Genomic DNA, 13,798 nt, shown 5'->3' with positions numbered 1-13,798 from the left:
AGTACGCGAGGCGGCCTTTTTAGCAAACAGGCAGATGGAAATTACTTCCGCTTAACGGGAGCCTTGGCCGGCGCCTTGCGCGTAATTTCGTTGATGGCCGTCGTTACCTGGCCATCGGCGGGGTCCAGCGTTTTGGCTGCCTGCCAGTAGGGCAGTGAAGCCGCTTTGTCGCCTTTCTGGTAGTAATAGTAGCCAAGGTACTTGTTGGCTTCTACCATGCCATCCTTATACTTAGTAGGGTCATTGGCCAGTTCCAGGTACTTCTCGTAGTAAGGCTTAGCCGCACCCTGCTTAGAGTCTGGGTCCAGGTTAGCGTTAGCACGGGCCCGCATCAGGTAGCCGGGGATGTAGTCAGGCTTCGCGGTCGTAATCACACCGTAGAGGCTGTCTGCCTGGGCGTATTGCTTGTTGAACTCGTAAGCCCGGGCCAGGTATACTTTGTTGGTCAGGGTTTCAGGGTTCTTCTTCGCAATGGCGCTATAGGTTTTGATGGCCATCGGATAGTTCTTCGAAGCCAGATAAGCCTGCGCTAAGTCGCCCTGCAGCTCATCAGCCTTGGTCGGGTCATTCTTAATGGCCTTCTCAATAGTGGCAATGCCTTCCTGCGTGCGGCCAGCTTTGGCCAGCATCTTCCCGTAGTACACGTAGTCTTCGGTGATGAGCTTGTCGGCTGGTACCATTTTCATGTAGGTATCCATAGCCGTAATGGCCTCTTCGTTCTTGCCGGTTTCGTAGAGCGAATACGCCTGCAAACGATTCATCGTCACGTTCTTGGGGTCGCGCTGCAGAATAGTTTGCACTTCCGTCAGCGCCTCTGGGTACTTCTTGGTCAGGAACAGGAACGAAGCATACTTAGCTTGCGTGGCCGGGGTGTTCTCCGCCATGTCGCGGTACTTCTGGAAGGTGCTCAGAGCATCATCGTACTTACCAACGAAGTAGTACATCTCGCCGAGTTCGCGGTAAGCCGGCGCAAAGTTGGGGTCCAGAATGGTGGTTTTCTGGAAAGCATCGCGGGCACCGTTATAGTTGCGGGAGCGAACGTTCAACTGACCTTTGCGGTAGTAAGCAGTTACGTTGTTGGGGTCGGCCAGAATGGCGCGCTCGTAGCTGTTCATGGCTTCGCCGCCACCATTGTCCTGCTTCAGGTAGATGTCGCCAATCAGGTTCATGACTTGCGGATCGTCCTTCTTGTTGAGCTTGTTAGCCAGCGTCAGGTATTCCAGGGCTTTGCCGTTGTCTTTGCTGCTCGACTCAGCGTAGGCCTGGCCGATCTGAATCAGGGTTTCCTTGTCTTTCGACTTGGTAGCTTTTACGGCCTGATCGAACTGAATCTGAGCTTCAGCATTTTTGCCTTGTGCCAGGAAGGCACGGCCTGCGGCAATCAGCGACTGTGGCGACTTAGAAGCGGTGGCCGACTGCGTGAAGAAATACGCTGCCGAATCAGGCTTTTCCATTTTCTGGTACAAACGGCCCAGCTCAAAAGCAGCTTCGGGGGTCTGGCCTTGACCCAACTGGCGCCGGGCATCACTGTAGCGCTCCAGCTCAATGGCTTTCTGAGCGCCAGCTACGTTCTGCGCCACGGCAGCCGTGGTGCTGACGGACAAAGCAACGAGGAGGGAAAGCTTCCAGGGCTTAAACTTCATGTGCGAAAAATTAAATGAAAGCGTAAGAAAAAAAGTGAGTAGGGAGCAAGGTTAGTTGGATTTCGTCGTCACGATTCGCGTCTGGCCCACCGCCGGCATCAAGCCCGACTTGAGAATGATGAGCTGGCCTTTCGTCCCCGCCACAAAGGAGGCAAAACCGGTGCCAAGTCCTGCGCGGGCCTCCCGGCTGATGACGTAAACGTTGCGGCGGAGCGGATACGTTTTCAGCGCCAGGTAGGCCTGATAAGGCTGCACGTAATCCTCCGTGCTTTTAGGAGCCGCTGCGCTGCTGATGCCAACGACCCGAACCCGCCGTAAAAAGCTTTGGACGGAGGCGTCATCCCGGTCGCTGATCCAGTTCACGCCAATTACTCCAATAGCGTTGGTGTGGGTAGCAACGTAATCCAGCAGCGCTGGGTTCGATTTGGAGGCAAATGACTTCTTGGTCAGGGCCGCGCCACGCGTAACGGAATCCTGCACGTAGCGGCTGGTGCTGGAGTTATTGGAGTCGAAAACCACCGTAATATCGCCCAGCTTGCTGCCGCGGTTTACTTGCTGCCACTGGGTGGTCTTGCCCGTAAAAATGTCGCGCAGCTGCGCCATAGTCAACAAAGAATCTGCGTTAGCAGGGTTCACAATGATGGCCAGGGCATCGGTGGCAACGTGCGTGGTGCGCGGAAACAGCTTCAGGCGCTCGAAGTGCGCTTTCTCCTCTGTCGTCAGCTCCCGGGAAACAATAGCCAAGCGCACTTTATTGTTGAGCAGCGCCTCCATGGCATCAGCCTCCGGCACGTATTGCGGCTGCACCTTGGCGTACTGGTAGAGCTGCTGGAACGTGTCGACGTGTGATTTTATAATGGGCTCAAACGTGGCATCTACGGCCACCTTCAGTACCCCGCTGGTCGGCGTATCGTCGATAGTTTCCGCTGTGGGCGGGTTGCCGCCGTTGCAGCCCCCCAGCAGCAAGCCGGCCAGTAAGAAGGCCCCCGCGGGCAGAAGCAGCGTATTACTCTTCATCATTTTTGCCGGTTATAGCCCGATAGTTGCGAACAAATCTAATGATTCCGTACAGGATGAACACGCCACCCAGAATTCGGCGCGGGGTGGAAGGGAGCGAAAAGATAGAAACGGTCGAAAGCAGCAGGTAAAGCCCCAGCGCTACGTATACGCAGGCCATAAACAGCACGAAATAGCGCGTCAGGCGTTGGGGGCTACTCTGGCCAAGCCGTTCACGGGCGGGTCGTCGGTCAAGCATGGAGAGGAAAGTAGAGGCAGAAAAGCTTAAACGTACAAAGGTAGCCAGTAGGTTGGTTGCGGGGCCACGGGCTTACCGAGCCCCAACCTACTCGGCATGAAAGCGCCCTTTGTTGCTGGCTGGGCAACAAAGGGCGCTGACTAGGGCCGCTGTGGCCCGCTATTGAAACTGAAACGTGATGGGCAGCGTGAAGCGCACCGGTACGGCGCGGCCACCCTGCTGCCCAGGCGACCAATGCGGCATGCCTTTGATAACGCGGCTGGCCTCCTCCTCGGTGCCATAGCCCAGTCCTTTCAGCACTTCCACATCCAGTACCTCGCCCGAAGCACCAACGGTAAACGAAACGAATACGCGTCCCGAAATCTGGTTGCGCAGGGCCAGCGAAGGATAACGCAGGTGCTTGCGGAAATACTCCCCGAGGGCCTTCTCGCCTCCAACGAAGGAAGGCATTACCTCGGCGGTCAGGAAAGGTTTGGGCGGTGCTAACACCGCGGGAGCTGCTTTACCGGAGTCGGAGCCGGCAGGGGTGCCATATTCTAAGCCGGATTGCGCTACTGGTCCCACCTGCGTACCCGGCGGCAAATCGATGGCACTATTGGTGGGAGGCGTTACGGGCTTTAGGTCTGGCTTAGTCACCAGCTCGTCGGGCTTCACGGTAGGCACTATTTCGTCAGGCGGGCGCACTACGGGCGGTGCTACGGCTGGCCGGGCGGCCGTCTGGGGTTTCGGCAAGTCTACAGAAGTGAGTTCAATCCTCGGTTGATCGGTTATCGGACTAGGCACTATCACCGTGTTGGGGCTCAGGTATTGCACCAGCAAGGGCGTAGCAATCAACAGCAGAAACAAGGCCGTAGCCAGAATAACGGCCCGTTGCAGGTGGCGGTGATACAGTTGCCGGATGACGAAGGCGCCATAGGCCTTGTTGCGCCCCTCGAACACGATGTCGTCGAGGGAAGCGGTAAGCAGGTTGAGCGTGGACATAGGTGGTATAGGTTAAAGGTGAACGGAATGCTGCACGAATAATTTCCAAGCCAACCAACTCACATTCAGAACCCTATCTGGCTTTCAAGAACAAAACGCCTAGCCCTGACCATCTAGTATAGGGTTGCGTATATTTTTTTCGACGGAAAAAGACAACAAAAAACCCGAACCAAGCCGGAGCTTGATTCGGGTTTTAGCCTGGCCGAAGCCGAGTGGTAGTTACTTGATGGCGAAAGTTACCGGTACCGTAAACGATACGCTAACTGCCCGACCATTCTGCTTACCGGGAGCGAAGCGGGGCAGCGTCTTGATTACGCGCACAGCTTCTTCGTCGGTACCGCCGCCCAGGGGCTTTGTAACCTTTACATCGGTTACGCTGCCATCGGGGCCTACGGTGAAGTTCACGAACACCTTGCCTTCAATCTGGTTGCGCAGGGCAAGAGCAGGATAGCGGATGTTTTTACCAATGTACTGCAGCAGGGCCTCTTGGCCACCGGGGAACACCGGCATCTGCTCTACATAGGTATAGACTTTCTGCTCTACTACTTCGGCTACTACTTTGTCGCCATCGCCCTCAAGGCCTGCCAGATCGTTCGGGTTATCCGTGTTACCCTTCACCGTTACGGTGGCCACTACCTTGTCTTCCAGCTCTTTCTGATCTGGAATTTCCTCCACTTTACGGACTTCTTCATCTTTCTTTACAACCGGAGGTGTAAACTTGATGGTCGTCAGCTTAGGTGGTGGGGGTGGTGGCGCCTCGGGTGGCGGTGGCGGTGGTGGGGGTTTGGTTTCGTCCAGGGGAGGTGCATCCATCAGGACGTTTTCCTTCAGCATTTTGTCGTCTTCCACCACGTCGTTGCTGCTGAACATCCGCGCCAGAAGCGGGAAGGTTACCAGCAAAGCGAAGAGGGCAACGGCAATGAGAAGGGCGCGCGTGACGTGCTTGTTGTACAAGCGCCGCAGCACATACGCACCGTAGGCCTTATTACGGCCTTCAAATACGATGTCGTTGAGGCTGGCCTGCGCTAGCTGTGCGTTATCCATCATAAGCCGGAGGATGCAATAAGTTCAGTATCAACTTTCGAAATGGGCACCAGCGCGTACTTTTTCTGGTCGGTGATGTTCATTTCATCCAGGATGTCCACCATGTTCTTATAGTTGGACTTGTCATCCGGCTTGATCAGCACCACCGTTTTAGGGTTTTGCCGCTGCCGTTGCAGCAGTACTTTCCGAATGCCGTTAGCATCGTAGCTCGAAAGCTTGAGCTCTGGCTTCGTGGTGGCGTCCGCCAGCCCTTCGTAGTAGTACAGCTTGTTGTTCTCACCCATCAGGATGGTGAAGGCATCCGAGGCTTTTAGCTCCGAACGCTCTTCCGGGTTCTTTTCCTTCACGGGCATCGTCACCTGCATCACGTTCGGTTTGTTGAACGTGGTCGTGAGCATGAAGAAGGTCAGAAGCAGGAAGGCCAAATCCACCATGGGAGTCATGTCGATTTTGGTCGACATTTTTTTGGCCCGCTTCTTACCTCCTTTACCGGAGTCGGCTTGTTGTTGTATTTCTGCCATGTCGCTGCGCTTATCGGCTCACTACCGGCTTGTTTTCCAAGTCGGTGATGAGATTGAAACGGTTGATGTTCTTGTTCTGCAACAGCTGGATTACTCTTCTTACCGTGGCAACATCGGCGTCATTATCACCTTTGATGGCAATAAAGGTGGGCTTTTTCACCGCGTCCATGTTGGCTTGGCGCGCGGTCATTACCCAGTCGATGAGCTGCACCGTGTCGGCTTCGGAAAGCAGACCAGGCTGCTTTACCTCTTTGCGCTTCTCCGTGCTCATATCGAGCAAAGAGCCGAGCTGCTGAACCGGTACGCCAAAGCTGTTGAGGCCACCAAAGGCGCGCTTTTGCTTTTCGGTGAACGAAACGCCGTACTTGGCGCCCATCCGGTCGAGCAGCAGAGCCCGCGCTTTGTCGCTTTCCAGCCCGAAGAACACGCGCTTATCCTTGTCGATGAGGAGGCGGATAACGTTGCTTTCCGGCAGCTTGATTTCCGAGGTAGAGGAGGGAGTATCCACTATCACCACTTCCTCGGGGGCAAACTTGGTGGTGAGCATGAAGAACGTCACCAGCAGGAAGGCCAGGTCCACCATCGGGGTCATATCCAGCGAAGGGGACGTTCTATGGGGCTTTACTTTAGGCATTTCTTGCGTGGTTTTATTCAGACAACGAGACTTACTAAGGCGTTATTGCGCTAACCGCAAACTAGGCCGTGTAAGTTTCTTTTTCGCCGTGCTGAGCCGCGAAGGTCTGAATAATGCTGAAGCCGGCTTCGTCGATGCTGTAAGTCAGCTCGTCAATTTTGCTGGTAAAGAAGTTGTAAGCAATGATGGCGATGGCCGAACCGGCAATACCGATAGCCGTGTTAATCAAAGCTTCCGAAATACCTTCTGCCAGCGCTACGGCGTCGGGGTTACCAGCCTGAGCCAGTGCCGAGAAGGCCTTGATCATACCGAATACCGTACCCAGCAGACCCACCAGCGTCGATACCGAAGCAATGGTAGAGAGGATAACCAGGTTCTTTTCCAGCATGGGCAGCTCCAGCGTCGTCGACTCTTCGATTTCCTTCTGGATAGCGAGGATCTTCTGGTCTTTGTCGAGGCCACGCTCACGGGCCATTTCCTGGTACTTCAGCAGACCGGATTTAACTACGGCAGCTACTGAACCTTTCTGCTGGTCGCATACGGCAATAGCACCCGAGATGTCGTTGGCGTTCAGCTTCTGACGGATAGTGCGCACAAAGCTCTCGATGCTCTTCGTGCCTTTGGCTTTGCTGATGGTCAGGAAACGCTCGATGGAGAACGTAATTACCAACAGGAAAAGGGACATAAGGATCGGTACGATGACACCCCCTTTGTAAATGGTGCCCAGGTAGTTACCTGGCAAGGCGGCGTTATCATGGTTACCACCCTGGAAGTTAGCGCCATTACCCAGTACAAACAGGTAGATGATGACGCTTACAACAAAAGCCAGCGGAATCACGATGGCGGCAAACGCGGAACCGCCTTTTGCCTCGCCCTTGGGCGCTGCAGGAGCGGCAGGCCGCACGTTCTTGTTCATGGCATTCTTTTGTTCCATTGTTCCGGAAAATTAGGGGGTTGGTTGGTGAAAGATGAAGTTGTGATTAAAACTGTTGCGAAAAGCTTTAAGACGGAAACGCCCCGCTCACCCGCACCGTTGTCAAAAATAAAGACAAGTAAGTGGGTCTGCTCGTGCGCGGGGCCAGTCCGAAAAATAGACTCTCTCTGGCAAACCTAAACAAAACCCTTGGCGCTGCCAAATCCCAAATGCGTTTAAACGCTTTCATGCAGGCTTAGTCTTAAAAAAACGCTATTCCGGTTTGCCCGTGGCCGGTAGCTGCTTGGCTTGGTTCCAGTAAACATCCATCTGCGCCAGCGTTAGGTCGCGGAGGGAATACCCTTCGCGGGCCGCCGCAGTTTCGAGGTATTGAAAACGGTGAATAAACTTGCGGTTAGTGCGTTCCAGGGCTTCCTCCGGGTTGATGCCCGCGTGCCGGGCAAAGTTGATAAGGGAAAATAGCAGGTCGCCAAACTCTGCTGCGGCCCGTTCCTGTTGCTCCGCCGAAGGAGTAGCAGCCGCAAATTCGTCCCCGAATTCTTGTAATTCCTCCTGTACTTTTTCCCATACCTGGCCCGGCTTTTCCCAGTCGAAACCAGCTCCGCGCGCTTTTTCCTGAATACGCATGGCCTTTACCAGCGCCGGCAGAGAAACAGGTACGCCACCGAGGACGGAGGAGTTGCCTTTTTCCTGGAGTTTTAGCTGCTCCCAGTTCTGTTTTACTTCCTCTTCCGTGCTGGCCTCCACGTTTCCGTAAATATGCGGGTGCCGGAAAATCAGCTTCTCGCACTGGGCATTCAGCACATCCGCAATGTCGAACGCGCCCTGCTCACTGGCGATTTTAGCGTAAAACGTCAGGTGCAGCATCACGTCGCCTAGTTCCTTTTTCAGGTCGGGCAGGTCCCCCCGGATAATGGCGTCGCTGAGCTCGTAGGTTTCCTCAATGGTGAGGTGGCGTAGGCTTTCCAGCGTTTGTTTCCGGTCCCAGGGGCACTCGGCACGCAGCCGGTCCAGCACGTCGAGTAGCCGGCCAAAGGCTTCTAACTGGGCTGGCCGGCGGGTAGCAGAATTATTTTCCATGAACTCAAATATACAACGGGGCGGGGTTCTGTAGGCGCAATGGGGCGCAAGGGAGGGCCGGTGAAGCCGCCGGGGCCGGTAAGCTCAAGCTTAGAGAAACACCGGGCAGTTGCCTACTTTTGCCCCACGTTTAGTTGATTTTTCAACGCATCACTTTCAGAAAGCACTGTGGCACTGATCAAATCTATTTCGGGCATCCGGGGAACCATTGGGGGCGCGGCCGGCGACGGCCTCACGCCAATTGACGTGGTAAAATACGCGGCAGCTTTTGGTACGTGGGTGCTGAACACCACGCAGAATACCACCATCGTGATTGGTCGCGACGCCCGCTTATCCGGGGAAATGGTCAGCCGCCTGGTTTCCGCTACCCTGCAGGGACTGGGAATCGATGTTATCGACCTGGGCCTGAGCACCACGCCAACCGTGGAAATGGCCGTGCCGGCGAAGAAAGCCGGGGGAGGCATCATTCTGACGGCTTCGCACAACCCCAAGCAGTGGAATGCCCTCAAGCTGCTTAACAGCAAAGGCGAGTTTATTTCGGACGAGGAAGGCAAGCAGGTACTGCTGCTGGGCGACTCCGAAGCCTTTGACTTTGCCCCCGTCACGAAGCTGGGCAAGTATTCCACGGATGATACTTTCCTGCAGGAGCACATTGATGCTATTCTGGCCTTGCCCCTGGTGGATAAAGCGGCCATCAAGGCCAAGAACTTCCGCGTGGTAGTGGACGCCGTGAATTCGTCGGGCGGTTTTGCCGTGCCCATGCTGCTGGAGCAGCTTGGCGTGGAAGTCATTGAAAAACTTTTCTGCGAGCCTACCGGCGAATTTGCGCACAACCCCGAGCCGCTGCCTGAGAACCTACGTGATATTGCCAAGGTGCTGGAAAAAGGCTCCTTCGACGTGGGCATTGTAGTAGACCCCGACGTGGACCGCCTGGCCTTGGTAAACGAGGACGGCACCATGTTCGGCGAGGAGTACACGCTGGTAGCCGTGGCCGATTACGTGCTGCAGCAGAACGGCGGCGGCAATACTGTGAGCAACCTGAGCAGCACCCGCGCCCTGCGCGACGTGACGGAAAAGCAAGGTGGTAGCTATGCCGCCGCGGCTGTGGGCGAAGTGAACGTTGTAAACAAGATGAAGGAAACCAATGCCGTTATCGGCGGGGAAGGCAACGGGGGCATTATCTACCCCGAACTGCATTATGGCCGTGACTCCCTCGTGGGTATTGCGCTTTTCCTGAGTCACCTGGCTAAAACCGGCCTGACGATGACACGGCTGCGGGCATCCTACCCCAACTACTTTATCTCCAAAAACAAGATTGAGCTAACGCCGGAAATCAACACCGATGAAGTTTTGGTGCAGATGCAGCAGCGCTACGCCAAACAGCCCATTAACACCATTGATGGCGTAAAAATTGAGTTTGACAAGGAGTGGGTACACCTGCGCAAATCCAACACGGAGCCGATTATCCGCATCTACGCCGAGTCGACTTCAAATGCCACGGCGGATTACTTGGCCAATAAAATTATCGGGGACATCAAGGAAATCATCAACCAATAAGCCTTCCCTAAGCCCCCCTTCAAGGGCTTTCTGCGACTCAATTATTTACAGGATTCCGGCGGCCCCGCTGGAATCCTGTATTTTTGTGGCGTCTTCCTCTTTCAATCAGTGTTTGATTAAGCTGTAGTCTTGCTCATGAACGTGTATTTCGATAATGCCGCCACCACGCCGCTGGACCCCGAAGTGCTGGATGCCATGCTGCCCTTTATGCGGGAGCATTTTGGCAACCCCAGCAGCATCCACGGCCACGGCCGCCAGGTGCGCGCTGCCATCGAAAACGCCCGCAAGACCATTGCCCACCTGATTAATGCCGCTCCCGCCGAAATCGTATTCACTTCGTGCGGGACGGAAGCCGATAACTACGCGGCCTCCGGCAGCGTGAAGACGCTGGGCCTGAAGCACGGCATTACCTCGCAGCTGGAGCACCACGCCGTGCTGCACACCATGCAGGCGCTGGAAAAGTGTGGGGATATCCAGCTCAGCTACCTGCGCCATGACGCCCAGGGCCGCCTCGATTTGGAGCACCTGGAGGAACTGCTGGCTACGCACCCACGCACCTTTGTGAGCTTAATGCACGCCAACAACGAAATCGGCAACCTGAACGACATCGTCACCATTGGCGACATCTGCGCCCGGCACAACGCGGTTTTCCACACCGATACAGTGCAGACCATGGGCCACTACCGCCACGACGTGCAGAAGCTGAAGGCCAATTTTCTGGTGGGTTCTGCCCATAAGTTTCATGGGCCCAAAGGCGTAGGATTCCTGTACCGCCGCTCGGGCCTGGCCGTGGACTCCCTGATCCACGGCGGCTCCCAGGAGCGTAACCAGCGGGCCGGCACCGAAAACGTGTACGGCATTGTAGGGCTGGCCAAGGCGCTGGAAATTGCTTACCGCGACATGGCGGCGCATCAGCGCCACATCCAGGGGCTCAAAGACCGGTTCATTGAGAAGCTGCGCGCGGAAGTTGACGGGGTGGAATTTAATGGCACCTCCGCCGATGCCGACCACAGTCTGTACACCGTGCTCAGCGTGAGCTTGCCGCCTTCGGAGCTGAACGAGATGCTGCTGTTCAACCTCGACATCAACCACATTTCGGTTTCGGGGGGCTCGGCCTGTACCAGTGGGGCCAATGCCGGCTCGCACGTACTCAATGCGCTGAACTGCGACCCGGCCCGGGGTACCATCCGCTTCTCCATGAGCAAATACAACACCGAAGAGGAAGTAGATTACGCGGTGGAGCAACTGGCCAAGATGTACCGGAAAGTGCCGGCGTAAGCACCAGTAGCTACCCGGTACCTACTCTTCGGTAACCTTGCTATTCTGGTGGCTAGTAGGTGCTTTCGGCCCCGCCACCCCCAAATTGCCCGCCGCCAAACTCGAAGCCGGGCTGGGGCGCCTGCGGCACTACGGCCGTTTGGGCTACCACCAACGACTCTAGGTTGAAGTGAGGGGGCTGCTCGTCGTCGGGCAGCGACGTGAGTCCGTGCCGGGCCGGCCGCAGGTAACGCGCTGCCCAGGCGGCCAGCACTAGCAGCACGGCCCCGGCTAGCACGGCCGCTAGTTCGGGCGGGAGCAAAGAGCGGTAGTACCGCAGCGTAGCCACCGAGCACGCCGCCGTCAGCAGCCCGGTGAGCAGCCATAGCCGGCTGGGGCGCCGCAGCCCCACCACGATATACGCCAGCGGCACGCCCGCCGTCAAAACGTAAAAAACTAGTGCAAAGGGAATTTGCGGGGACGTAAACGCCCCGCTGAGCGCGGCATTGACTTCTCGCACCACGTAATAGTTGCCGGCTCCATAAAACGTGAGCAGCACCAGCACTTCCAGCAGCGTTAGGCAGGACTGGTAATACAGATAATCGGGCCGCTTGCGGAACTGGCGTACCAGCCAGTGGGCGCCTACTGCCAGCAGCATCAGGACAAAGGGCAGGAACGCCCGGCCGTAGGGTACTTGCAGCAACGCGTTAACTACGAGCAACAGCAGGAGTACGTAAGTGGCCCCTGCTACCAGCCTGTCTGCGTAGCGGATGCTGGCCAACAGAAATACGGTAAACAGCGGACCCAATACGAGCAGCACGTACGGGTTACCCAAGGACTCGAAGTCGCGGCTGGCTACTGGCACTAAGTCGTGAGCTAGGGCGATGAAAAATACCGTAACCCAAACCAGAGAGCTGTACAGCAGGGCGTTGTCGGGGCCGGCGTAGTAGAGGCGGGAGCTCTGAATGCTCACTTCCAGCACAACCATTCCCCCTAGCGCGCACAGTAGGGCCAGCACCAGTAGAAAGTCCGATGACATGGCCTCCGCCAATGGCAGGGCCAGCAGGCCAGCGGCGCCGGCCGCGCCTATGCACGTGAAAATAAACAGACCAATGCGCAGAAACAGCCCGGGGCGGTAAAACTCCAGCGGGTAGCGCGCCCGGATGGCTTGGTGCTGCTCCGGCGTGAGCAAGCCCCGGCGGTGCCAGCGGGCGGCGGCGTGCAACATGGCCTCATGGTAAGCCCAGGCGGGATTGTAGGCTTTCAGGCTCATGCTAAGCGCAGGATTTTCTTGGCATTGACAAAAAGATAGATAACGCCCGCCGCCGAGCCCACGAAATAGAGCATCCCCAGCATAAAGGCGGCTTCCCCAAGTCCGGAATCAAGCAGCTGAAAGAACAGGTAGGTAATGGTGATGTAGCCATACACCGCGCCCATTAGCAGGAATAGATAGGAATGACTCCGCCGGGCATACCACACCAGGCCGGCACTCAGCCCCAGGATGAGCAAAACCAACAGGGCTTCGGGTAGAAAGCTGTAGAGATAAAAATCGAAGAGGGAAACCGTGGCGGCCAGCAGCGCTAAGTTGGCCCCCAGCGAAATGTACATAAAGGCAAAGTGCCGCTTCCGGTCCGCAAAATCGGAGTAGAGGCCCGCGCCAGTCAGCGCCAACCCCAGCAGTACCGCGGCCCCGCCCAGCCGCGACGACAGCAAGCTGTTCTCGGTGAAAGCCGAAAGGGGGGCAATGCTCACGCCCACCCAGGAAGCCAGGGCCGTAAGCCCCATAGCCAGCACGCCCCGCTGGTCGAAGTGGTAGGCCAGGGGAAGAAACAGCACCGCCGGGATGATAGTGGCCAGCCTGTAATAGCTACCGAAGAAGTTATACTGCACCTGCAGGTAGGTTTCCAAAGCCAGAAACAGCAGGCACCCGAGCAGCAGCACGTAGTCCGGTACGAAGCTGGCGGGACGGGTTTGCCCCCAGGTAAAGGGCTGCTTGTGCCAGATGGCGTACCCAAAGCTGGCTACCATCAGCAGGCCCATGCTGCCAATGATAACCCCATGCCCAATGTCGCTCAGGTGCTGGTACAGCAACACCCCCAGGCCCCCGGCGAGCAGGGTAACGCCCAAGTACAAGGCCGCGCGCAGCTCGTAGTGCAGGGAGAAGGGACGGTGTTGCTCATCCTCGCGGATGGCGGCGGCTTGAGCAGCGGAAAGCAGCTGGGCAGTCTGTAAATCGTCTAGCAGTTGGTCCGGTATCATGCAAGGCAAGAAGCTGGCTTACGGCAGCGCCCGGCTAAACATACACATCTTGAACGACGTCTCATGCAAGCTACTTGTACATATATACTTTATATGTTTCAATGATATAGCGGATTCGTGAACGGTTCGTCCACTTACCTGGCGGTCTGTGTGTGATACCCGCAGTGGTCAAACCAGTTGCGCGCGTCTTGGCTGGTAATCCAGTTCAGGGCCTCGTGCAGGGCTGCTTCCAACTCAGCCAGCGTGCGGGCGGCGGCGGCCCGTAGCTTGGTTTTGAGCTTGCTCCACGCCTGCTCGATGGGCGAGAAGTCAGGCGAATAGGGCGGCAAAAACACCACCTCTATCCCGCATTTGGCCAGCCACTCGGCTAGCCCGCTCAGGTGGTGGACGGGCAAGTTGTCCAGCACCAGCACGTCGCCGCGCCGCAACGCAGGGGCCAGGCAGCGGGCCACGTAAAAGGCGAAGCGGCGCTTGGTCAGCGCCCCGTCCAGCAACTGCACCGCCCCCAACCCGCGTACGGATAAGGTGCCGATCAGCGTGCGGGCCGGGCCGCGCTTGAGCGGCCGCGCCCCCCGCACCCGCCGTCCGCCCACGGCCCGGCCGTGGGTGCGGGCGTAGTCCAGGCGCAACCCC

Annotated in this window: 14 protein-coding genes; 2 read left to right on the top strand and 12 right to left on the bottom strand. The window is 56.9% G+C overall.

Features of this window, described 5'->3' with window-relative positions; genetic code table 11:
- Positions 1–41: 41 nt before the first annotated feature.
- The 9 genes from FY528_RS03975 to mazG all read right to left on the bottom strand — a co-directional run bounded on the left by FY528_RS03975 (position 42) and on the right by mazG (position 8,092).
- Positions 42–1,643 (bottom strand): tetratricopeptide repeat protein, encoded by a 1,602-nt coding sequence (locus tag FY528_RS03975; RefSeq protein WP_149069703.1) that lies wholly within the window; start codon positions 1,641–1,643, stop codon positions 42–44.
- Between the two features lie 51 nt (positions 1,644–1,694).
- The gene (locus FY528_RS03970; protein WP_149069702.1) at positions 1,695–2,663 is read right to left on the bottom strand and encodes a PstS family phosphate ABC transporter substrate-binding protein; all 969 of its coding nucleotides are present in this window, start codon (positions 2,661–2,663) and stop codon (positions 1,695–1,697) included.
- Positions 2,650–2,898 carry a hypothetical protein gene (locus FY528_RS03965; protein ID WP_149069701.1) on the bottom strand — a complete coding sequence of 83 codons (249 nt, stop codon included), beginning with the start codon at positions 2,896–2,898 and terminating at the stop codon, positions 2,650–2,652. The genes FY528_RS03970 and FY528_RS03965 overlap by 14 nt, the downstream gene beginning before the upstream one ends.
- Positions 2,899–3,057: 159 nt before the next feature.
- Positions 3,058–3,879, bottom strand: coding sequence for an energy transducer TonB (locus tag FY528_RS03960; RefSeq protein WP_149069700.1), 822 nt, complete (start codon positions 3,877–3,879; stop codon positions 3,058–3,060).
- Positions 3,880–4,098: 219 nt separating this feature from the next.
- Positions 4,099–4,926, bottom strand: a complete 828-nt coding sequence (locus FY528_RS03955; protein WP_232066249.1) for an energy transducer TonB — start codon at positions 4,924–4,926, stop codon at positions 4,099–4,101.
- A complete protein-coding gene (locus FY528_RS03950; protein ID WP_149069699.1) occupies positions 4,923–5,444 on the bottom strand; it encodes an ExbD/TolR family protein in 522 nt (173 codons plus the stop codon). Before FY528_RS03950 ends, FY528_RS03955 begins: the two co-directional genes overlap by 4 nt.
- A gap of 10 nt (positions 5,445–5,454) precedes the next feature.
- Positions 5,455–6,078 carry an ExbD/TolR family protein gene (locus tag FY528_RS03945; RefSeq protein WP_149069698.1) on the bottom strand — a complete coding sequence of 208 codons (624 nt, stop codon included), beginning with the start codon at positions 6,076–6,078 and terminating at the stop codon, positions 5,455–5,457.
- A 61-nt stretch (positions 6,079–6,139) separates the two neighbouring features.
- A complete protein-coding gene (locus tag FY528_RS03940; RefSeq protein ID WP_197748836.1) occupies positions 6,140–7,012 on the bottom strand; it encodes a MotA/TolQ/ExbB proton channel family protein in 873 nt (290 codons plus the stop codon).
- 252 nt (positions 7,013–7,264) lie between these two features.
- Entirely contained in the window at positions 7,265–8,092 is an 828-nt protein-coding gene (gene mazG, locus FY528_RS03935; protein ID WP_149069697.1) for a nucleoside triphosphate pyrophosphohydrolase, read from the bottom strand.
- A 168-nt stretch (positions 8,093–8,260) separates the two neighbouring features.
- On the opposite strand from mazG, the gene glmM reads away from it, so the two are divergent.
- Positions 8,261–9,649: a phosphoglucosamine mutase gene (glmM, locus tag FY528_RS03930; protein ID WP_149069696.1), complete on the top strand. Its 1,389-nt coding sequence runs from the start codon at positions 8,261–8,263 to the stop codon at positions 9,647–9,649.
- A 135-nt stretch (positions 9,650–9,784) separates the two neighbouring features.
- Complete coding sequence (locus FY528_RS03925) at positions 9,785–10,927, top strand: cysteine desulfurase family protein (protein ID WP_149069695.1); 1,143 nt, start codon at positions 9,785–9,787, stop codon at positions 10,925–10,927.
- A 52-nt stretch (positions 10,928–10,979) separates the two neighbouring features.
- Here the strand turns inward: FY528_RS03925 and FY528_RS03920 are convergent, their stop codons facing one another.
- The 3 genes from FY528_RS03920 to FY528_RS03910 form a co-directional block, all read right to left on the bottom strand.
- Positions 10,980–12,179: a hypothetical protein gene (locus FY528_RS03920; RefSeq protein WP_149069694.1), complete on the bottom strand. Its 1,200-nt coding sequence runs from the start codon at positions 12,177–12,179 to the stop codon at positions 10,980–10,982.
- Positions 12,176–13,165, bottom strand: coding sequence for a DUF2157 domain-containing protein (locus FY528_RS03915; protein WP_149069693.1), 990 nt, complete (start codon positions 13,163–13,165; stop codon positions 12,176–12,178). The genes FY528_RS03920 and FY528_RS03915 overlap by 4 nt, the downstream gene beginning before the upstream one ends.
- A 134-nt stretch (positions 13,166–13,299) precedes the next feature.
- On the bottom strand, positions 13,300–13,798 hold a 499-nt coding region (locus tag FY528_RS03910), incomplete at its 5' end, for an IS630 family transposase (protein ID WP_149069692.1).

It is taken from the genome of Hymenobacter lutimineralis, assembly GCF_008271285.1.
In the GTDB taxonomy this organism is placed as follows: Bacteria; Bacteroidota; Bacteroidia; order Cytophagales; family Hymenobacteraceae; genus Hymenobacter; species Hymenobacter lutimineralis.
Note: the sequence above shows the minus strand (reverse complement) of the source record. Positions and strands in the feature narration are given on the sequence as shown.